This is a genomic window from Streptomyces sp. RLA012 (assembly GCF_056270325.1).
In genome coordinates this window covers 4,437,620-4,456,700 of the sequence record NZ_JBWDPA010000002.1, presented here as the reverse complement: position 1 = coordinate 4,456,700, position 19,081 = coordinate 4,437,620, and the positions used below count along the sequence as shown (strand labels likewise).

Genomic DNA, 19,081 nt, shown 5'->3' with positions numbered 1-19,081 from the left:
GGATGTTCGGGTGCCGCCCAACCGGGCTTTCGGGTGGGAGGGGGACCGCCTCACCCGCAGGCCGAAGGAGGCCGCCTTGATCCGTAAAGGGGTCCTGGGGTTCACGGCCGGGGAGAACTGGTCGAGTATCACGCGGATGTTCATCGAGTCCGATATCTCTCCGGTGAGCGCGAAGGCGTGGTATCTGACCACGATCCGGAACATGCTGCTCTCGCCAAGGGTGGCAGGGATCGTGACCTACTGGGGGCGGGACGGATCGCCTCAGTCTGAGGACGATTACGGGTCTGACGATTCCAAGCGGAGGGCGCGTATCAACACGGCACCCCGTGATCTGGCCCTGCGGGACGCGGACGGAAAGTACGTGCGTGGGAAGTGGGAGCGGATTGTCACCGTGGAGCAGTGGGAGGCCTTCATCGCGGAGTATGAGCGCCGCAGGGAGGGCAAGGAATTCACGTCCGGCCGGACGAAGAAATACCTGCTGTCCGGGCTGTTGCGGTGCGCGCGGCCGAAGGACGACGGCACGCCGTGCGGCCGGGCAATGGTCGGCATTTCTGGCAAGCACCCGAAGACGCGGAAACCGAGGAAGTACTACAAATGCCCGTCGAAGAATATGGGCGGGTGCGGCAGCAGTCAGCGGGAAATGACGCAACTCGACCAGCTGATAGAGGACTTGCTGTTCCTGCACCTGGAGACCAACCAGCCCGAGGAGACAGGCCAGGCCCCGGACAAGACGCAGGCGGAGCACCCTGACGCGGCGAAACTCGCCGACGTGCAGGCTCGGTTGAAAGCCATGCGGGAAGGCATGCGGGACGGGAAGGTCAGCCCGGAATCGTTCTTCGCAGTCGTACCCGGCCTGGAGACCCAGGAGAAGCGGCTGATCGCCAGCCTGAGCAAGGCCCGCCGCGCTCAGGTGGACCGCGACCAGCGGCGCAAGAGCCCGGAGAAGGTACGCGCCGAGCGGGAGGCCGCTACCGTCCCTGGCAAGCGCGCCATCCTGGGGCAGTACTTGCAGGCCGTCATGGTGCACCCGGCACGGCCCATGGGGCGCGGGTTCGACCACGAGGCGTACGTACCGGTGTGGAAGCCCCTGCCGCAGTAACACCGGCCCCAGAAACAACTGAGCCCCGATGGCCGTAACGGTCACCGGGGCTCAGCCCTATTCAAGCTCTGCGATATCTCGTTGTCGCAGTATCGCACGGGTCTTGCGCCACTGCTCCGGCGTTGTCTTCGGAGCCCGCGCTACGTGCTTGGAAAGCCACTGCTCGCGAGTCAGGCGCTGAGCGCGGGACGGCTGGTCTTGAGTTCCTCGCTCATGGTCCACTTCTGAGCGAGCCTGCAGACGTTCTTTGCGTGCCAGTGCGGCGAAACGACCGACCGGAATGGGCGACGCGGCGGACCGGCGGATTGTGTGTGTGGTGCTTTTGCCGGAATCGGCAGACATGGCGTGGCCTCCAGAGCCTCAAATTGGGAAGTAGGTAGCGAGTATTCATGACTTCTCTCCTTTGCTCTCACGGGGCGCTTGTCCTGTATGCGCCCTGAGTGGACGCAGTCAACTTCCTTCAAATTATACGAGTTGCCGCTTACGGAAGCCCGTGCTTTTCCGTGGCATGCCACTCAATGAATCACCTGGGATAGCGAGAAATGCTGTACCGGAATCGGTCGGAAGAAGCTCAAATCGTTGGAACAGGGAGAAGGCAGAGCAGCCGCGCGACTGGCAACGGCGATCGGTCGAATCCGTCTTCACTTCCTCAAGGGCGCGCCTTCGGCGCGCCGGGCGGCTCTGGTCGCCTCGGCCCGGCGTGCGGCCTTCGGCCGGTCCGGTCCGGACGGCCACCGCCCGGCCACCAGTCGCGCCAGAGTCGTACGACGTTCCTCAGACCGGATGGGTCGAACTCTTCTTCTCTGTTCTTGAAGGCGGCGGCCGTGGCGTGTCCGGTCACGGGATGTGGCTGGGGCCGACGGCCTACGAGGCTTGAGGCAGCCACCATGGGGCGAGCCTCGAAGATCATGGCCCCAACGTCGTGCTTTACCGGGCAGCTTCACAGACTGCCCGACGCGCGGGAAGCTTACGGGGCCATGATCACTCGCCCCATGGCAGCTCCCGCCCCAAGCCTCTACGGCCGGCGGCGTGATCACGCGCACCACCCAGGCACCAAGCCGCAGACGGGGAGGAGACTTCCGCAAGGGATCAACAGGTGCGGCCCTACCCCCGTACCCTGACAATGTCGAGCTGTGCAGAGAGGGGCAAGGCCGTGTCTCCCGTTGCTTCCCCGAACCCGTTCATTGAGTCGATTGCCTTTGGCCAGCGCATGCAGATTCTTCGGACCCGTCGTGGCATGAGCCGCAGTGTCCTGGCTGGCCTGCTGGGCAAGTCTCCGAGTTGGGTCAAGCAGGTTGAGGGGGGGCGGCTGCAGATGCCGAAGCTCCCAATGGTTTTGCGTATCGCGGAAGCTCTCAGGGTGCGTGACCTCTCCGACCTCACCGGTGATCAGTCCGTGGGAGTTGGATTGTTCACGGGCCCCGGGCACGTGCGTCTGCCGCAGGTGCGGACGGCGATCAACGCGTATCCCTTGACCACGCAGCGAGAGGCGCCAGCACCAGCGCACCTACGGCAACGACTCGTTCGCGCGTGGGACGCCCGGCATTCAGCGCCGAATCACCGGGATGTGATCGGGGCCCTCTTGCCCGACCTCATCCGTGACGCACAACATTCTGTGATGCAGGCCGATTCGGCGAATGAGCGGCGCCAGGCGCAAGCGCTCCTTTCGGAGGTCTACAGCCTGAGTCAGTTCTTCATCGCATACCAGCCCGATGCGTCGTTGCTTTGGCGGGTCGTTGAGCGCGGGTTGATCGCCGCGCAGGAGTCCGAAGATCCGCACACCATTGGTGTCTCCGCATGGCTGGCCGCGCAGGCTCACCGCGACAGCGGGCCCGCGCACTTTGATGCCGCCGACGCGGTGAACCTGGAGACAATTCGCTACCTGGAACCGCTCTTGCCGGAGGCGGATGACAACGTGCTCGCTATTGCCGGGGCGCTGCAATTCGAGGCCGGGTATACGGCAGCGCGTAGGGGAGACACGGGAACCGCCTGGCGCTACTGGGACACGGCTCGTGCCATGGCCGAGCGGCTGCCTGCTGCCTACTACCATCCCGTGACCTCGTTCTCGCAAGCCATCATGGGCGCGCATGCGGTGACAATCGCCGTCGAACTGCACGCCGGGGCGGAAAGCGTCCGGCAGGCTACCGCTGCGGATATCGCGACCATTCCGTCCCGCCCGCGCCGAGCCCGGCACCGCATTGAAGAGGCGCGCGGGTACCAACTCGACGGGCAGACCGAGGTAGCCCTAGCGACCCTCGACAAGGCGTACGAGGCCGCGCCCGAAACGATCCGCTACAACGGATACGCCCGCCGCATCGTCTTGGAAGAAGCGGAGTCGAAGAACCTGGCTCAACGACGGCGGGCAAGTGAACTCGCCGTCAAGATCGGTATATTGGCAGCATGAACCAAGGGGCACAGAGTGTGCCCCTCCTTCCTTCTCAGGGGTTCTACGGTCAGTTGTCTCCGACAGACGGAGACCCCCGCGACCGTGGTGGACGGTCCGGGGGCATGGCCAACCTGAGAAAGCAGGTCGACATGCCGCACTGTATCGCCCGCATCTTCGAGCCGCTGTTGCGGTTGTTACTCCCGACACAGGGGCGGCATCGGAGCGCTGAGGGAACCCCCGCTGCGCCGACCGTGGACGTGCCGACGGCCCTTCTCCCGCGCGTCCCCGTGCTACGGGGTGAGGACATCGGCCTTGTCCGCCCCTATCTCGTCGCACACGAACGGCGACAGGAGGAACGACGGCAGCGGGTACGACGGCGTGCGCTGGTGCTCGCCACGTACGGCATCGACATCGGCCCGCGTCGAATTCATGGTGTGGAGGTGACGGCCTGATGAGCTACGGCCGGAACACCGTTTCCGCGCCACCTCCGGGCTTGCGGTTGCTGCCGTGGGAGACGGACACCGGCAAGCCCTGCTTCCTGTCCACGAACGGCACCCCGGGCACACTGGCCCGTATCGCGGACGAGATCGAGGCGGACCAGTTGCGCGACGGCGCCGATGTCGTCCAAGGCGCCCAAGCCGTCTTGGACGACCGCAAGGCCGGGGAGTACGCGCTACGCCTCGCGCTGCGGGCGGCCACGCAGGCTCTCGGCGACGTGTTGCGCATCGCCGACAGCCGGGGCGCCCGCCTGCCCGTGCCCGACGACGAACACGACGCCGACGACCAGGACGACGGCGCCGCGCAGTATCCGGCCGAGGCGTTCGGATGAGCACGGGCAACGGGATCACGCGCGGCCGGTACCGGTTCGCGGAATGGACGCTGACGGCCATGCTGACCATGGCCGTGCGCCACTTCGGCAAGTGCCTCACGTGCGGTGAACGCTCTGCGGACACGGCCGATGCGGACGACGCACAGGTGTGGTGTCTCAAGCATGCGGGCCTGACGCACCACAGTGGCTACGAACTGTCGGCGTTTCAGTACTTCAACGCCGCCATGACCGACCCCGGCGAGGCGCCGCACGCGACTTAGGCCGAGGTGAGGCAGGCAAGACCAGGGCCCCGATTCTTGCCCCCGGAGAGTCGGGGCCCTCCCATGTCCAGGCCGAGAGAAACCCCTCCGACCAGCAGCGACTAGGACGTACTTTCGCAAGTAGCTTGCGAACTGGTCACCAACGCCTACCGCCACACCCGAGGGCCCGCCGCCTTCCGCCTGCGCGCTCTCGACCACGAAGACACCCGCGGTGTGCGGGTGAGCGTGTGGGACACCGACCCGTACATCCCCGAACCCTTCGCCGGGCGCTCGGGCCGACGCGGCCCCCTGTGCCCGGTCCCGGCCCCGGACGAGTCGGACGGCGGGCGCGGGCTGGTCCTCGTACGACAGTGGGCGGACGACTGGGGCGGCTTTCCGCTCGGGGACGACCTGTTCGGGCGGGGTGGAAAGGTGCTGTGGTTCGAGCTGAGGCCTGCGCGGGCCCGGGGCGGTCACGGTGAGTTCCCTCGTCGAGGCGGACGGAGGTCCGGGCCGGGCCGGTGTCACCGTCCGACGCTACCGTGGAGGCAGCGATACGCTCTGTAATCAGCGGAGGACCGCGGTGACCAGCATGATCGAACGGCCGATGGCCATGGAGCCGACACCGACGGCCGGAGCGTTCGAGGACCTGCTCCGAATCGTCGAGCAGCTGGACACACCTGACGGCTACAAGGCCGAGCTCATCCGGGGGAAGATCGTCGTGTCACCGTGGTCGAAGCTGCGCCACAAGAGGGCGATGAAGTCGCTGCGCCGACAGCTGGAGCCCCACGCACCCGAAGGGCACGACGTCGACGTGGCGCCGTTCCTCTTCGTCTTCCCCGGCGCGGAGCGGGGCTTCGGCCCCGACCTGCACGTCGCCGACGAAGCGGCCTTCGACGCCGAAGGCCGTCACGCCGACGGCGAGGCTCTCTCCTTGGTCGCCGAGCTGACCTCCAAGTCGACCAAGGACGTCGACTGGCTCGACAAGCTGGACACGTACGGGCGCTTGGTCCCCGTCCACCTCGTCCTCGACATGCAGGCCGAGGACGTCACCGCCTTCTGGGACCCGTCCGCGAAGGGGTACCGCTCCCGCACCACAGTCCCGTTCGGGCACCCGCTCCACGTGCCGGCCCCCTTCGACTTCGACCTGGACACCTCAGGGTTCGTCGCGCCCGCGAAGGAAGGGGAACAGAAGGAAGGGGAGCAGAAGGAAGGGGAACAGGGGGAGACGGACGAGGCCCGTTGAGCAGCCTCTCTCGTCAGCTGATCGATCCCATGTCGAGGGCCCACCGGCTCGGTCCTCGCCCATCTGGACCAGAAGCACGAAGTGCTCGCCGTCACTACCGGTCACCAGGCACCCACGGCCTCCCCACGTGACGGCTTGAGGGGCGCTTGGGGCGCGGTGGTGTGTGGGGAGCCATACACCGGATCCGGGCGCGATCTGTGGGACCGTGGAGGGCGGGAACGGGCTCGGTGACCCCGAGTGTTTCCCGATGGGGCTCCGCCGGTATCAAGATCCACACGTGCGGGCCCGTCACGAGGATCCACTCACCCGGAAAGACGGGCGAGTGTACCCATCCCTCCTGATGTCCATGCGTCGTGCGGCCAGGTTTCGTCCCCTGACGGGTTGAACTTTTGTTGATCGTGGGGCAGTTGGCCGTCCCGTCGCCCTACCCTTCAAAGGGTGAACCAATTGATGTCCCGAGAGTCCGAGGCCGATCTCCCCGGGGAGGCGCCGCTCCCCGGCAAGCTGCCCGAAGCGCTGCGTGCCGAGCTGATCGCGTTCCGTCGCGATATGCACATGCACCCTGAGCTGGGCAATCAGGAGTTCCGCAGCACCGCGGCGCTCAAGGCGCGCCTGGAGCGGGCGGGCCTGAAGCCGCGTGTGCTCGACATCGGGACCGGACTCATGTGCGACATCGGGCTCGACGGCGGTGACAGGAGTACGGATGACGGCGGCCCCGGCATGCTCGCGCTGCGCGCCGACATCGACGGGCTCCCCATCCCGGACACGAAGAGCGACTGCGCGTACCGCTCGACGGTGCCCGACCGCGCCCACGCCTGCGGCCACGACGTGCATACGACCGTCGTTCTCGGCGCCGGGCTCCTCCTCGCCGAGCTGCACCGCGAGGGGCTGCTGCCGCGTCCCGTGCGGCTGATCTTCCAGCCTGCCGAAGAGGTACTGCCCGGCGGCGCCCCGGACGCCATCGAGTCCGGAGTACTGGACGGTGTGGGGCGGATCATCGGCGTGCACTGCGACCCGAAGGTCGACGCCGGGCGGATCGGACTGCGGCACGGCCCCATCACCTCCGCCTGCGACCGGCTCGAAGTCTCACTCGACGGCGCCGGCGGTCACACCGCGCGCCCCCACCTCACCACCGACCTTGTGACCGCCGCCGCGCGCGTCGTCACCGACGTACCGGCCCTCGTCGCCCGCCGCGTGGACGCGCGCAGCGGACTCGCGGTGACCTGGGGACGGATCGAGTCCGGGCACGCCTGCAACGTCATCCCGCAGCACGCCGAGCTGTCCGGGACCGTACGCTGCCTCGATCTCGACGCCTGGCGGCAGGCACCCGACCTGGTGCACGCGGCCATCGACGAGATCGCGAACCTGTATCGAGCCAAGTCCGCGATCAACTACATCCGGGGCGTCCCGCCGGTCGTCAACGACCCGGTGGTCACGGAACTCCTCCGCGACGCGATGAGCGCCCGGCGCGGCCCGCACTCCATCGAGGACACCGAGCAGAGCCTCGGCGGCGAGGACTTCTCCTGGTACCTGGAGCAGGTGCCCGGCGCCATGGCCCGCCTCGGCGTCCGTACGCCGGGCGACCGCACCGCCCGCGACCTGCACCGCGGCGACTTCGACGTGGACGAGTCGGCCATCACGGTCGGCGTGGAGCTCTTCACGGCGGCGGCCCTGCTGGGCGCCGTCCGCTAGGGCCTGTTCCGGGTTTCTCGTCTGCGCCACGACGCGCGGCACGATGAAGATCTTGTGCTTGGAGGCTGTCCGGCCGTGGGCCGGGCGGCCTCTGTCGTTGTGCGCCGACCGGCGCGTTCGACGGGTGGCCGCCGACGGCGGTGGTCGGTGGCGGCTTGGCGGGGACATCCGGTGCGGAGGCTCCCGAGGGCGGCTTCGAGCTGACGGATTGCCCGTGTCGCTACGGGCACAGCCGACCCGCAAGTTGTCAGGTGAGTTCAATGGCCGATCAGTAACGGAACTGTCCCGACGGTCGACGGTTGTGGTGAGAGGTGCGGAAACCGACGGTCCGGCGAGCGGCGACGCCCAGGGAGGCGGCGCTTCCCATGGCACGCGGGCCCCCATACCCGGGCCGAACAGCGGTGCGAGGCGGGGGCGCACCGCCGGGCTCCGGTGGTGCGCCCCCCCCCGATGATCGCGCTCCCCGCTCCGTCCAGTCTGTAACAGGCATGTCCAGGGAAGCGGTCGGGCGGAACGCGCGACAGGCCAAGCGGGTCCTGGTGATCAGTAACGCTCGCTCGTACCGAGCAGACGGCACCGACGCCAAAGGAAGAAACGATGCGCGCTCAGAAGATCACCCTCGCCGCCCTTGCCCTCGCCGCGGGACTCTCGCTGACCGCTTGCCAGGGCAACGAGAACTCCGCCGCGGGCACGAAGGACTCCGCGTCCTCCTCGCCTTCCTCCTCTTCCTCCTCTTCCTCTTCCTCCTCGTCCTCGTCCTCGGACGGGACCTCCGGCGGCAGCAGCGCATCCGACGGGAATGCCACGGACACCAGCGACGACTCGGCCGCCTCGTCCACCGGCGGCTCCTCGACCGCCGCGAAGTCCCCCCAGGGCAGCGGCAACGGGCAGATCACCACCGGCCTCTGCAAGACCGCGAACCTCGACTTCAGCACGGCCCACGGCATGGGCGAGGGCCAGCTCATAGTCACCCTCAAGAACATCGGCGGCGACGCCTGCTCGCTCAAGGGCTTCCCCGGAGTCGACCTCCGGTCCCAGGACGCCTCGGAGGCCCTCAGCGCCCAGCGCAGCAACCTCGCCGCTCCGGCCGTCGCCCTCGGCCACGGCGAGGCGACCCGCTTCACCCTCCACTACCCGCCGAACAACACCGGCGGCACCGGCGTGTACGTCAGCGCCATCGTCGTCACCCCGCCCAACGAGACCCACTCCAAGGCCCTGGCGGTCGACTTCGACATCCCGATCACGGCCGGCGCCGACCAGAAGGTCGTGGTGGACCCCGTCGGCACCGGCAAGCAGTAACCGCCTTCGGGATGCGAACCCGAGACCTGATGCTGTTGGCGAATCCACGGCCGGGGCCGCCCTCCTCGGAAGCCGTGAGCACTAAACCGTTTTAGTGCTCACGGCTTCCGGCGCACATGCTGAGGAACCGACAGGACCGACCGGATTCGCCAACAGCATCAGACCTACGCATTGCGAGAACACCATGGTCGGCGCGAGAGTGGACTGGCGCATTAGCGACGTAGGGGCGTCCCGATCGTCAGACCGGTCGGTATGATCGCCGGCCAAGGAGATGCCCCGGTCGGCACCCCTTCGTCCGCTTGCGTCACCCGGCCGTAATGGTCGGCGCGCAAACGTAACCCGGTGGCGGCACGGTTCGATAACGGCCACGATAAACCCCGTTCCCCTGCCCTTCTACGCGCGTTACTGTGCGCCGAACCGCTGCGGTGGCGGCGTGTTGGGGAAGCGGACCGGCGACGGCCGTGGGGATGAAGGGTGCTTGCTGTGCGTCTGATCTCTCGGAGGACCAGGTTCTCCCAAGCAGCGGTGACCATCTCGGTCATCGCCCTCGCGGCCGTAGGGTGCGGCAAGTCCAGCACCGACTCGTCGAGCAGCGGCAGCTCGGACAAGAGCTCGTCGGGTTACACCGGCAAGGGCATCGGTCTCGCGTACGACATCGGCGGCAAGGGCGACCAGTCCTTCAACGACGCCGCGTACGCGGGCTTCGAGAAGGCCACGTCGGAGTTCAAGATGGGCGCAGGCCGGGACGTCGAACCGCAGGACAACGAGTCCGACGCGGACAAGGTGCAGCGGCTGGAGCAGCTGGCCAAGGCCGGCTACAACCCGATCATCGGCGTCGGGTTCGTGTACGCGCCGGCCGTCAAGGAGGTCGCGGCGAAGTACCCGAAGATCACCTTCGGCATCATCGACGACGAGCAGGACAAGGCGGCCAACATCGCCGACCTGGTCTTCCACGAGGAGCAGTCCTCCTACCTGGCGGGCGTGGCCGCGGCCAAGGCCACCAAGAAGGACCACATCGGCTTCATCGGCGGCGTGGACATCCCGCTCATCCACAAGTTCGAGGCGGGCTTCGACCAGGGCGCGAAGTCGGTCAACCCGAGCATCAAGATCGAGTCGCAGTATCTGACGCAGACCCCCCAGGAGGGTGGCTTCTCCAGCCCCGACAAGGGCAAGGACGCGGCGGCCGGCCAGATCGAGAAGGGCGCCGACGTGCTCTACCACGCGGCCGGCCTGTCCGGTCAGGGCGTGATCTCCGAGGCCGCCTCCAAGAAGGTGTGGGCGATCGGCGTCGACTCCGACCAGTACGCGCAGTCGGCCCTCGTCAAGTACAAGGACTACATCCTCGGCTCGGCGCTGAAGAACGTCGGTGGCGCGGTCTACGACCTGGCCAAGTCGGTCTACGAGGGCAAGCCCCTCTCGGGTGTCGTGCGTGGCGACCTGAAGTCCGGCGGCGTCGGCTTCGCGGACACCAACCCGAAGTACAAGGCCCTGACGGACGTCGCCGCGGCGGTCGACAAGGCCAAGCAGGACATCATCGACGGCAAGGTCACCGTCAAGACCACCCAGTGAGTCGCCCCCGCGGTCACTGAGCACTGCTGAGCACTGCTGATCACTGAAGGGGGAGCCCCCCGGCCCGATGTGCGGGCCGGGGGGCTCCCTCGTGCCGGGAACCGGCCGACCAGACCCGACTGGACCCGACCCGACCAAGGATCCGAGACGAGCCACTAGACCGGCTCCTCCGTCTCGACGGTGATCCCGTACACCCCGACGCCGGACGCCTTCGGGTCGGTGGTGCAGACAGCCTTCGACGTCTCGCCCCTGCGGGTGCTGACCCACTTGCCGTACACGCTGGACGTGGTGCCGCGGGGCCCGATGCACACCACCTTCACGTGGTGCTCGCTGAAGCGGGTCGGGTGTTCCCCCCGGTGCACTTGGCGTAGCCGGTGGAGCGGTCCGCCGATATCGAGGTGCTGCAGGTCGACGCGGCCATGGCGGGCGTCGCGACACCGATCACGGTGCCCGACAGAACAACGCCGACGCCGACCGCGGTGGCGGCGAACTTGTTGAGTTTCACGTTCCTCGTTGAAGTTCCCCGTTGAATTCGAAGAGATACCGCAGGCTGGTCGGGCCTGCGGAGATGCGCATCTCGGCCATGGACTCTTCCCGTGGGCACCCGGCGGAAAGATCCAACCTGGGAATGATCTTGGAAGGCGTGGCGGTCTGGTACGCCGGCGGCCGTCTGGTGCATGACACCGCACGGGCCGGGGCCGGGGCCCGTGCGGTCGGCGGAGTTTGCCGAGTGGATGCCTTTTGTGTTCGGCGATTGTTCGCCGAGGGTTCAAAACGGTCGGATAACGCTTCTGGCCGAGTGGGTTCTCTGCTATGTCTACGCGCGTTACGCTGCGGCGGAATCAGCGCCTGGTTTGGGCGCCTGCACTAAGGAGTCACGTTCATGCGCCGGGTGTCCCGAATCGCGGTTGCGGGCGTTGCAACCGCATCCCTCGCCGTTGTCCTCTCCGCCTGTGGCGGCTCGTCCACCGAAGCCTCGAGCGGCAGCTCGGCCAAGGGCAAGGGCATCGGTCTCGCGTACGACATCGGTGGCAAGGGTGACCAGTCCTTCAATGATGCCGCGTACGCCGGTTTCCAGAAGGCCGAGACGGACCTCAAGATCGGCGGCCGGGACATCGAGCCGCAGGACGGCGAGTCCGACGCGGACAAGGTGCAGCGCCTGGAGCAGCTGGCCAAGTCGGGCTACAACCCGGTGATCGGCGTCGGCTTCGTGTACGCGCCGGCCGTCAAGGAGGTCGCGGCGAAGTACCCGAAGATCACCTTCGGCATCATCGACGACGAGCAGGACAAGGCGGCGAACGTCGCCGACATGGTCTTCCACGAGGAGCAGGCCTCCTACCTCGCGGGTGTCGCGGCGGCGAAGGCCACCAAGAAGGACCACATCGGCTTCGTCGGCGGCGTGGACATCCCGCTGATCCACAAGTTCGAGGCCGGATACGTCCAGGGCGCCCAGTCGGTCAACCCGAAGATCAAGATCGAGAAGCAGTACCTGACCCAGACGCCGCAGGAGGGTGGCTTCGCCAGCCCCGACAAGGGCAAGGACGCGGCCGAGGGTCAGATCGAGGCGGGCGCCGACGTGATCTACGCCGCCGCGGGCCTGTCGGGTCAGGGCGTCATCCAGTCCGCCGCCGCGCACAAGGTGTGGGCCATCGGTGTCGACTCCGACCAGTACAAGCAGGACGCACTGGCCAAGTACAAGGACTCCATCCTGACCTCGGCCACCAAGGACGTCGCCGGGGCGGTCTACAACCTCGCGAAGTCGGTGCAGGACGGCACGCCGCAGACCGGCGTCGTCCGTGCGAGCCTCGCCACCGGCGGTGTGGGCCTGGCCGACTCGAACCCGGTGTTCAAGAACGACGCCGACCTGCAGGCCGCGCTGAAGAAGGCCGAAGCGGGCATCAAGGACGGCTCGATCACGGTCAAGACCTCCTGACCCGAGCCCTGATTCCGGCCCAGGTCACGACGTCATCACCGGACGCCGAAACCATGGCCAAGGCAACGCTGTAATGGCAGCGTTACGGCCACGGAACGGGGTGTGGGGAGGATGACCTTCCCGCGCCCCGTCCGCGCGGCAGAATGCTCGGATCGGAACGGCCCGAACCAGTTCAAAATCAGTCAGGTCGGTCCGGGCACTAAGTAAAGCAGGGGCGCTACGCGCGTAGATAGGCCCCTTTTCCAAGGAGAGTGCGCCATCGACGCGTCCAGCAGCCCTCCGCTCACCGCGCAGTCGACCGCGGTCGAGCTGGCGGGGATCACCAAGCGTTTCCCCGGTGTGGTGGCCAACCACGACATCCACCTGACGGTCCGCAAGGGCACGGTCCACGCCCTCGTCGGCGAGAACGGTGCCGGCAAGTCGACGCTGATGAAGATCCTCTACGGCATGCAGAAGCCGGACGAGGGCACGATCGCCGTCGAAGGCGAGCAGGTCACCTTCCACAGCCCCGCCGACGCCATCGCGCGCGGCATCGGCATGGTCCACCAGCACTTCATGCTCGCCGACAACCTCACCGTCCTGGAGAACGTCGTCCTGGGCAGCGAGAAGCTGTACGGCATCGGCGGCGGCGCCCGTAAGAAGATCAAGGAGATCTCCGACCGGTACGGGCTGAACGTCCGCCCGGACGTCCTGGTCGAGGACCTCGGTGTCGCCGAGCGCCAGCGGGTGGAGATCCTCAAGGTCCTCTACCGCGGCGCCCGCACCCTGATCCTGGACGAGCCCACCGCCGTACTGGTGCCGCAGGAGGTCGACGCACTCTTCGACAACCTGCGCGAGCTCAAGTCCGAGGGCCTGGCCGTCATCTTCATCTCGCACAAGCTGGGCGAGGTCCTGTCGGTCGCCGACGAGATCACGGTGATCCGGCGCGGCACGACGGTCGGCACGGCCGTCCCGTCCGAGACGACCCCCCGCCAGCTCGCCGAGATGATGGTCGGCAGCGAACTGCCCACCCCGGAGACCGCCGAGTCCACCGTCACGGACAAGCCGGTCATCCAGGTCGAGGGCCTCACGGCCTTCGCCGGCGGCGGCGTCTCCCTCGGTGAACTCGCCGAGCCGTCCGCCACCGGTCTGCTCACGGAGGGCACGGCCGAGACCGCAAGCGGCGTACGGCGCGTCCTCGACGACATCACCTTCACCATCCACGCGGGTGAGGTGATGGGCATCGCCGGTGTCGAGGGCAACGGCCAGACCGAACTCATCGACGCGCTGATCGGCCTCAAGCAGGCGGACTCGGGATCCATCCGGTTCCTCGGCGACGAGATCACGCAGTGGGCCACCCGTAAGCGCCGCGAGCAGGGCATCGGTTACATCCCCGAGGACCGCCACCGGCACGGCCTGCTGCTGGAGTCCCCGCTGTGGGAGAACCGCATCCTCGGGCATGTCACCGAGCGCCCCAACGCCAAGGGCTTCTGGCTCGACATCAAGGGCGCCCAGGAGGACACCAAGCGGATCGTCGAGGAGTACGACGTCCGCACCCCCGGCATCGACGTCACCGCCGCCTCGCTCTCCGGCGGCAACCAGCAGAAGCTGATCGTCGGCCGCGAGATGAGCCACAAGCCGCGCTTCCTGATCGCCGCCCACCCCACCCGCGGTGTGGACGTCGGCGCACAGGCCGCGATCTGGGACCAGATCCGCGAGGCCCGCCGCGAGGGCCTGGCCGTGCTCCTGATCTCGGCCGACCTGGACGAGCTGATCGGCCTGTCGGACACCCTCCGGGTGATCTACAACGGCAGGCTCGTGGCGGACGCCGACCCGGCGACCGTCACCCCGGAGGAACTCGGCTCGGCCATGACCGGCGCCGCCTCCGGACACCTGGAGCACGTAGCGGAAAGCGCCGCCCCGGAGGACGAGGCCCGATGAAGAAGTTCGACAAGGAGCGCGTGCTCCTCGCGGTGGCCGGCCCGGTCATCGCGCTCGTCGCGGCGGTCGCCCTGACGTCGATCGTGCTGCTCGCCTCGGGCAAGAGCCCGTTCGAGCCGTACTCCCTGATGCTCGAACAGGCGACGTACTCCGACGTTCAGGTGCTGATCGTCAACCAGGCGTCGCTGTACTACCTGGCGGCGCTCGCGGTGGCCATCGGCTTCCGCATGAACCTGTTCAACATCGGTGTCGACGGCCAGTACCGCCTCGCCGCGATGATGACCGCCGTCGTCGGCGCGCACATCGCGCTGCCCGGCATCCTGCAGATCCCGGTGCTGCTGCTGGTCGGCATGCTGACCGGCGCCTTCTGGGCCGGCATCGCGGGTGTTCTGAAGGTCACCCGGGGGGTGAGCGAGGTCGTCTCGACGATCATGCTCAACGCGATCGCCACCAGCCTCATCGGCTACCTCACCCTCGACAACATCTGGGGCGTGCAGGTCGGCAACAACAACACGACCGGCGTCATGAAGGACTCCGGCTGGGTCTCCGGCATCGATCTCGGCTCGGACGTCGGCGAGATCTACGGCCTGGTCTTCCTCGCGGTCCTGATGGGCGTCCTGTACTGGGTCGTCCTCAACCGCACCCGCTTCGGCTTCGACCTGCGCGCCACCGGCGCCTCCGAGACCGCCGCCGCGGCCTCCGGCGTCGACGCCAAGAAGATGGTGCTCACCGCGATGCTGATCTCCGGCGCGGTCGCGGGCCTCTCCGGCCTGCCGCTGCTGCTCGGCGACGCCCACACCTACAGCCTGAGCTTCCCGACCGGACTCGGCTTCACCGGCATCACCATCGCCCTGCTCGGCCGCAACAGCCCCGTCGGCATCGCCTTCGCCGCCCTGCTGATCGCCTTCCTCGACAAGGCGTCCCCGGCGCTCGACTACGCGACCCCGGTGGCGTACGAGAAGGAGATCGCCACGATCATGCAGGGCCTGATCGTCTTCGCGGTCGTCATCTCGTACGAGGCCGTACGCGTCTGGGGCCTGCGTCGCCAGCAGAAGCGGGTCGGTGAGGAACTGGCCGCGGCCGCCGCCAACAACAACTCCCCGAAGGAGGTGGCTGCCCGATGAGCACCGCGACCGTCGCCAAGCCGCAGGCGCAGCAGCCCGGCAAGGGCAGCCGCCGATTCTCGCTCCCCGTACTCCTGCTGATCATCGCGGGTGTACTGATCCTGACCTCCGTCGTCCGCCTGATCACCGGCGCGGACGGCATCACCTCGACCGGACAGATGTCCACGGCGCTGCGCCTCGCGGTGCCGATCGGCCTCGCGGGCCTCGGCGGTCTGTGGGCCGAGCGCGCGGGCGTCGTCAACATCGGCCTCGAAGGCATGATGATCCTCGGCACCTGGTTCGGCGCCTGGGCGGGCTACCAGTGGGGCCCGTGGACCGGTGTCGCCTTCGGCATCATCGGCGGTGTGCTCGGCGGCATCCTGCACGCCATCGCCACCGTGACCTTCAACGTCAACCACATCGTCTCCGGTGTGGCCATCAACATCCTGGCGCTCGGCACCACCCGTTACCTCTCCAAGTTCACCTTCGAGGACGCCCCGCAGGGCTCGTCCAAGCAGTCCCCGCCCATCGACTCGCTCGGCACCTTCGACATTCCGGGGCTGTCCAGCGGCCTGGACACGCTCAACGGGAAGCACTGGTTCCTGATCTCGGACATCGCGGGCCTGCTCGGCGGGCTGGTCACGGACCTGTCGCCGCTCACGGTCATCGCGGTGGCCCTCGTACCCGTGACCTGGTGGGTGCTGTGGCGTACGGCCTTCGGACTGCGGCTGCGCTCCTGCGGCGAGAACCCGGTGGCCGCCGAGTCCCTCGGCGTCAACGTCTACAAGTACAAGTACCTCGCCGTGATCATCTCGGGCGGCTTCGCGGGCCTCGGCGGCGCCTTCCTGTCCATCGTGGCGTCCAACGTGTACCTGGACGGTCAGACGGCCGGCCGCGGCTACATCGGTCTCGCCGCGATGATCTTCGGCAACTGGATGCCGGGCGGTCTCGCCCTCGGCGCGGGTCTGTTCGGTTACACCGACAGCCTCAACCTGCGCGGCGGCACCACCAACGTGCACGCCCTGATCCTGCTGCTCGCGATCCTGCTGGTCTTCGGCGCGGCGTACCTGGCGTGGAAGAAGAAGTACGCCCCGGCGGTGATCACCGCCGTGATCTCGGCCCTGATGTTCGTCTGGTACACCTCCACCGACGACGTGCCCAAGCAGGTCGTGACCGCGACCCCGTACATCGTGACGCTGCTCGTGCTCTCGCTGTCCGCGCAGCATCTGCGGATGCCGAAGGCGGACGGCCTGCCGTACCGGAGAGGACAGGGCAAGTGACGTCCGCCGCGGCGGCCGTCGACTGGGAGAGTCTGCGGGAACGCGCGCGGGACGCCATGTCCCGTGCGTACGCCCCCTACTCGGGCTATCCGGTCGGCGTGGCGGCCCTGGTCGACGACGGCCGGACCGTCACCGGCTGCAATGTCGAGAACGCCTCGTACGGGATCGGGCTGTGCGCCGAGTGCGGTCTGGTCTCCCAGTTGCAGAACACCGGGGGCGGCCGTCTGACGCACTTCACCTGCGTCGACGGGCGGGGCGAGATCCTCGTCCCGTGCGGGCGCTGCCGCCAGCTGCTGTACGAGTTCGGCGGGCCCGACCTGCTCCTGGAGACCCCGGCCGGAATCCTGCCGCTCTCCGAGATGCTGCCGCAGGCCTTCGGGCCGGAGAACCTCACCAAGTAACGCCTGTGCGGCCCCTCCCGACGACCGGACGATGGACGACCGATCGGGAGGGGCCGCGGATTTTCGAAGTCTTCGGAAGGAAAGCCATGGCCATGGACGCCGTCTCCGTCATCCGCACCAAGCGGGACCGCGGTGAGCTCAGCGACCCGCAGATCGACTGGGTCATCGACGCGTACACCCGCGGCGAGGTCGCCGACTACCAGATGGCCGCCCTCAACATGGCGATCCTGCTCAACGGCATGAACCGCCGTGAGATCGCCCGCTGGACCGCCGCGATGATCGCGTCCGGCGAACGCATGGAGTTCTCCTCCCTCTCCCGCCCGACCGCCGACAAGCACTCCACGGGCGGCGTCGGCGACAAGATCACCCTCCCGCTGGCGCCGCTGGTGGCCGCCTGTGGCGCGGCGGTCCCGCAGCTGTCCGGGCGCGGCCTCGGCCACACCGGCGGCACGCTGGACAAGCTGGAGTCGATTCCGGGCTGGCGGGCCCTCCTGTCCAACGAGGAGATGCTGCACGTCCTCGACACGACCGGTGCGGTGATCTGCGCGGCGGGCGACGGCCTCGCCCCGGCCGACAAGAAGCTGTACGCGCTCCGCGACGTGACCGGCACGGTCGAGGCGATCCCCCTGATCGCCTCCTCCATCATGTCCAAGAAGATCGCGGAGGGCACGGGCTCGCTGGTCCTGGACGTGAAGGTGGGCACGGGCGCCTTCATGAAGACCATCGAGGACGCCCGCGAACTGGCCTCCACGATGGTCGGCCTCGGCACCGACCACGGGGTGAAGACGGTCGCGCTCCTCACCGACATGTCGACCCCGCTGGGCCTGACGGCGGGCAACGCCCTTGAGGTCCGGGAGTCGGTGGAGGTCCTCGCCGGCGGTGGCCCGGCCGACGTCGTCGACCTGACCATCGCCCTGGCGCGCGAGATGCTGGCCGCGGCGGGCATCAAGGACGCCGACCCGGCGAAGGCCCTCGCCGACGGCTCGGCGATGGACGTCTGGCGCCGGATGATCGCGGCCCAGGGCGGCGACCCGGACGCCGATTTGCCCACCTCCCGCGAACAGCACGTGGTGACGGCCCCGTCCTCCGGTGTCCTGACCCGCCTGGACGCGTACGACATCGGCATCGCCGCCTGGCGCCTGGGTGCGGGGCGCGCCCGCAAGGAGGACCCGGTGCAGGCCGCCGCGGGCGTCGAACTGCACGCCAAGCCCGGCGACACCGTCACCGCGGGCCAGCCCCTGCTGACCCTCCACACCGACACCCCGGAGCGCTTCGCGTACGCCCTGGAGTCGGTCGAGGGTTCGTACGACATCGCGGCCGCGGGTACGGCCTTCGAGCCCGCGCCGGTGGTGCTGGAGCGTATTGCCTGACCTGTACTTTTCCCTTTCGGGTGAACGGGATCGGTGGACCCCCACCGGTCCCGTTCGGCGTGCTGGACTCGGTGACGCACCGATAGGAGAAGGCCATGAGCGCACTCACCGTCAGCCACGACCCCGAGCAGAGCTGGGACGGTCTCGTCCGGTTCTGGGAGGAGATGGAATGGCCTGAGGGCAGCAAGGTGGAGATCGTCGAGGGGATCATCACCGTGTCACCTGCTCCCGCGTGCCGCCACCACGTGATCGCGGCACGTATCCAGCGCCGCCTCTACTCCGTGATCCCCGAGAACTGGGGGGTCTTCCAGACACTGGCCATCGCCGTGCCGTCGCGTCTGGGCATGCTCGTCCCGGACGTCGTGGTGGCCCCTGTGCGGGAGGGCACGGCCTCGGACACCCACATTCCGGCCGCCCTGGCCGAACTCGTCGTCGAGGTCACCTCCAGGTCCAACGCCCGCCACGACCGCATCAGCAAACCCGCCGCCTACGCCACCGCAGGCATCCCGCTCTACCTTCTCGTCGACCGCTGGGCCCCCGAAGGCCCGACGGCGACGCTCTACGGAGAACCGAAGGGTGACGTCTACCGCCCCCTGAGCACCGCCAAGTTCGGCGAGGCCATCAAGCTCCCCGCTCCCTTCGACCTCTCCATCGATACGGGCGAATTCCCGGTCGACTGAGGTACGCGGCGGCGCCTCCCTCCTGTTCGCCCCGA

Annotated in this window: 19 protein-coding genes; 16 read left to right on the top strand and 3 right to left on the bottom strand. The window is 68.1% G+C overall.

Annotated elements, in window-relative coordinates; all coding sequences use genetic code 11:
* Positions 1–10: 10 nt before the first annotated feature.
* Both RV986_RS20100 and RV986_RS20095 read left to right on the top strand, forming a co-directional pair.
* Complete coding sequence (locus RV986_RS20100) at positions 11–1,099, top strand: recombinase family protein (protein WP_475924345.1); 1,089 nt, start codon at positions 11–13, stop codon at positions 1,097–1,099.
* A gap of 1,153 nt (positions 1,100–2,252) precedes the next feature.
* A complete protein-coding gene (locus RV986_RS20095; protein ID WP_475918745.1) occupies positions 2,253–3,503 on the top strand; it encodes a helix-turn-helix domain-containing protein in 1,251 nt (416 codons plus the stop codon).
* Positions 3,504–3,775: 272 nt separating this feature from the next.
* On the opposite strand, the gene RV986_RS20090 is transcribed toward RV986_RS20095, so the two are convergent.
* A complete protein-coding gene (locus tag RV986_RS20090) occupies positions 3,776–3,916 on the bottom strand; it encodes a hypothetical protein (RefSeq protein WP_475918744.1) in 141 nt (46 codons plus the stop codon).
* Between the two features lie 20 nt (positions 3,917–3,936).
* Between RV986_RS20090 and RV986_RS20085 the strand changes: the two genes are divergently transcribed.
* The 7 genes from RV986_RS20085 (at position 3,937) to RV986_RS20055 (ending at position 10,359) form a co-directional block, all read left to right on the top strand.
* Positions 3,937–4,314 carry a hypothetical protein gene (locus tag RV986_RS20085; RefSeq protein ID WP_475918743.1) on the top strand — a complete coding sequence of 126 codons (378 nt, stop codon included), beginning with the start codon at positions 3,937–3,939 and terminating at the stop codon, positions 4,312–4,314.
* A complete protein-coding gene (locus tag RV986_RS20080) occupies positions 4,311–4,574 on the top strand; it encodes a DUF7848 domain-containing protein (RefSeq protein ID WP_475918742.1) in 264 nt (87 codons plus the stop codon). Before RV986_RS20085 ends, RV986_RS20080 begins: the two co-directional genes overlap by 4 nt.
* A 132-nt stretch (positions 4,575–4,706) precedes the next feature.
* The gene (locus RV986_RS20075) at positions 4,707–5,120 is read left to right on the top strand and encodes an ATP-binding protein (RefSeq protein ID WP_475924344.1); all 414 of its coding nucleotides are present in this window, start codon (positions 4,707–4,709) and stop codon (positions 5,118–5,120) included.
* 25 nt (positions 5,121–5,145) lie between these two features.
* Positions 5,146–5,799 carry a Uma2 family endonuclease gene (locus tag RV986_RS20070; protein WP_475924343.1) on the top strand — a complete coding sequence of 218 codons (654 nt, stop codon included), beginning with the start codon at positions 5,146–5,148 and terminating at the stop codon, positions 5,797–5,799.
* A 450-nt stretch (positions 5,800–6,249) separates the two neighbouring features.
* Positions 6,250–7,491 carry an amidohydrolase gene (locus RV986_RS20065; protein WP_475918741.1) on the top strand — a complete coding sequence of 414 codons (1,242 nt, stop codon included), beginning with the start codon at positions 6,250–6,252 and terminating at the stop codon, positions 7,489–7,491.
* A gap of 597 nt (positions 7,492–8,088) precedes the next feature.
* Entirely contained in the window at positions 8,089–8,790 is a 702-nt protein-coding gene (locus tag RV986_RS20060; protein WP_475918740.1) for a DUF4232 domain-containing protein, read from the top strand.
* Between the two features lie 525 nt (positions 8,791–9,315).
* The gene (locus tag RV986_RS20055) at positions 9,316–10,359 is read left to right on the top strand and encodes a BMP family lipoprotein (protein ID WP_475918739.1); all 1,044 of its coding nucleotides are present in this window, start codon (positions 9,316–9,318) and stop codon (positions 10,357–10,359) included.
* Between the two features lie 155 nt (positions 10,360–10,514).
* Here RV986_RS20055 and RV986_RS20050 read toward each other — a convergent pair whose 3' ends face one another.
* Complete coding sequence (locus RV986_RS20050) at positions 10,515–10,670, bottom strand: hypothetical protein (RefSeq protein WP_475918738.1); 156 nt, start codon at positions 10,668–10,670, stop codon at positions 10,515–10,517.
* Between the two features lie 5 nt (positions 10,671–10,675).
* Positions 10,676–10,864, bottom strand: a complete 189-nt coding sequence (locus RV986_RS20045; RefSeq protein ID WP_475918737.1) for a hypothetical protein — start codon at positions 10,862–10,864, stop codon at positions 10,676–10,678.
* Between the two features lie 378 nt (positions 10,865–11,242).
* Here RV986_RS20045 and RV986_RS20040 point away from each other — a divergent pair, with 378 nt between their 5' ends.
* The 7 genes from RV986_RS20040 to RV986_RS20010 all read left to right on the top strand — a co-directional run bounded on the left by RV986_RS20040 (position 11,243) and on the right by RV986_RS20010 (position 19,046).
* On the top strand, positions 11,243–12,292 hold the full coding sequence (locus tag RV986_RS20040) for a BMP family lipoprotein (RefSeq protein ID WP_475918736.1): 1,050 nt from the start codon (positions 11,243–11,245) through the stop codon (positions 12,290–12,292).
* 258 nt (positions 12,293–12,550) lie between these two features.
* Positions 12,551–14,212 (top strand): ABC transporter ATP-binding protein, encoded by a 1,662-nt coding sequence (locus RV986_RS20035; RefSeq protein ID WP_475924342.1) that lies wholly within the window; start codon positions 12,551–12,553, stop codon positions 14,210–14,212.
* Positions 14,209–15,336 carry an ABC transporter permease gene (locus RV986_RS20030; RefSeq protein ID WP_475918735.1) on the top strand — a complete coding sequence of 376 codons (1,128 nt, stop codon included), beginning with the start codon at positions 14,209–14,211 and terminating at the stop codon, positions 15,334–15,336. The genes RV986_RS20035 and RV986_RS20030 overlap by 4 nt, the downstream gene beginning before the upstream one ends.
* On the top strand, positions 15,333–16,595 hold the full coding sequence (locus RV986_RS20025; RefSeq protein WP_475918734.1) for an ABC transporter permease: 1,263 nt from the start codon (positions 15,333–15,335) through the stop codon (positions 16,593–16,595). The genes RV986_RS20030 and RV986_RS20025 overlap by 4 nt, the downstream gene beginning before the upstream one ends.
* Entirely contained in the window at positions 16,592–16,996 is a 405-nt protein-coding gene (locus RV986_RS20020) for a cytidine deaminase (RefSeq protein WP_475918733.1), read from the top strand. Before RV986_RS20025 ends, RV986_RS20020 begins: the two co-directional genes overlap by 4 nt.
* 86 nt (positions 16,997–17,082) lie before the next feature.
* Positions 17,083–18,366, top strand: coding sequence for a thymidine phosphorylase (locus RV986_RS20015; protein WP_475918732.1), 1,284 nt, complete (start codon positions 17,083–17,085; stop codon positions 18,364–18,366).
* Between the two features lie 95 nt (positions 18,367–18,461).
* Complete coding sequence (locus tag RV986_RS20010; RefSeq protein ID WP_475918731.1) at positions 18,462–19,046, top strand: Uma2 family endonuclease; 585 nt, start codon at positions 18,462–18,464, stop codon at positions 19,044–19,046.
* Positions 19,047–19,081 lie beyond the last annotated feature (35 nt).

What these genes read in the sequence shown, in the direction of transcription:
- RV986_RS20090 (WP_475918744.1), bottom strand. Translation starts at nt 3,916, where the DNA reads ATGAATTCGACGCGGGCCGATGTCGATGCCGTACGTGGCGAGCACCAG.
- RV986_RS20085 (WP_475918743.1), top strand. Translation starts at nt 3,937, where the DNA reads ATGAGCTACGGCCGGAACACCGTTTCCGCGCCACCTCCGGGCTTGCGG.
- RV986_RS20080 (WP_475918742.1), top strand. Translation starts at nt 4,311, where the DNA reads ATGAGCACGGGCAACGGGATCACGCGCGGCCGGTACCGGTTCGCGGAA.
- RV986_RS20070 (WP_475924343.1), top strand. Translation starts at nt 5,146, where the DNA reads ATGATCGAACGGCCGATGGCCATGGAGCCGACACCGACGGCCGGAGCG.
- RV986_RS20065 (WP_475918741.1), top strand. Translation starts at nt 6,250, where the DNA reads ATGTCCCGAGAGTCCGAGGCCGATCTCCCCGGGGAGGCGCCGCTCCCC.
- RV986_RS20060 (WP_475918740.1), top strand. Translation starts at nt 8,089, where the DNA reads ATGCGCGCTCAGAAGATCACCCTCGCCGCCCTTGCCCTCGCCGCGGGA.
- RV986_RS20040 (WP_475918736.1), top strand. Translation starts at nt 11,243, where the DNA reads ATGCGCCGGGTGTCCCGAATCGCGGTTGCGGGCGTTGCAACCGCATCC.
- RV986_RS20030 (WP_475918735.1), top strand. Translation starts at nt 14,209, where the DNA reads ATGAAGAAGTTCGACAAGGAGCGCGTGCTCCTCGCGGTGGCCGGCCCG.
- RV986_RS20025 (WP_475918734.1), top strand. Translation starts at nt 15,333, where the DNA reads ATGAGCACCGCGACCGTCGCCAAGCCGCAGGCGCAGCAGCCCGGCAAG.
- RV986_RS20015 (WP_475918732.1), top strand. Translation starts at nt 17,083, where the DNA reads ATGGCCATGGACGCCGTCTCCGTCATCCGCACCAAGCGGGACCGCGGT.
- RV986_RS20010 (WP_475918731.1), top strand. Translation starts at nt 18,462, where the DNA reads ATGAGCGCACTCACCGTCAGCCACGACCCCGAGCAGAGCTGGGACGGT.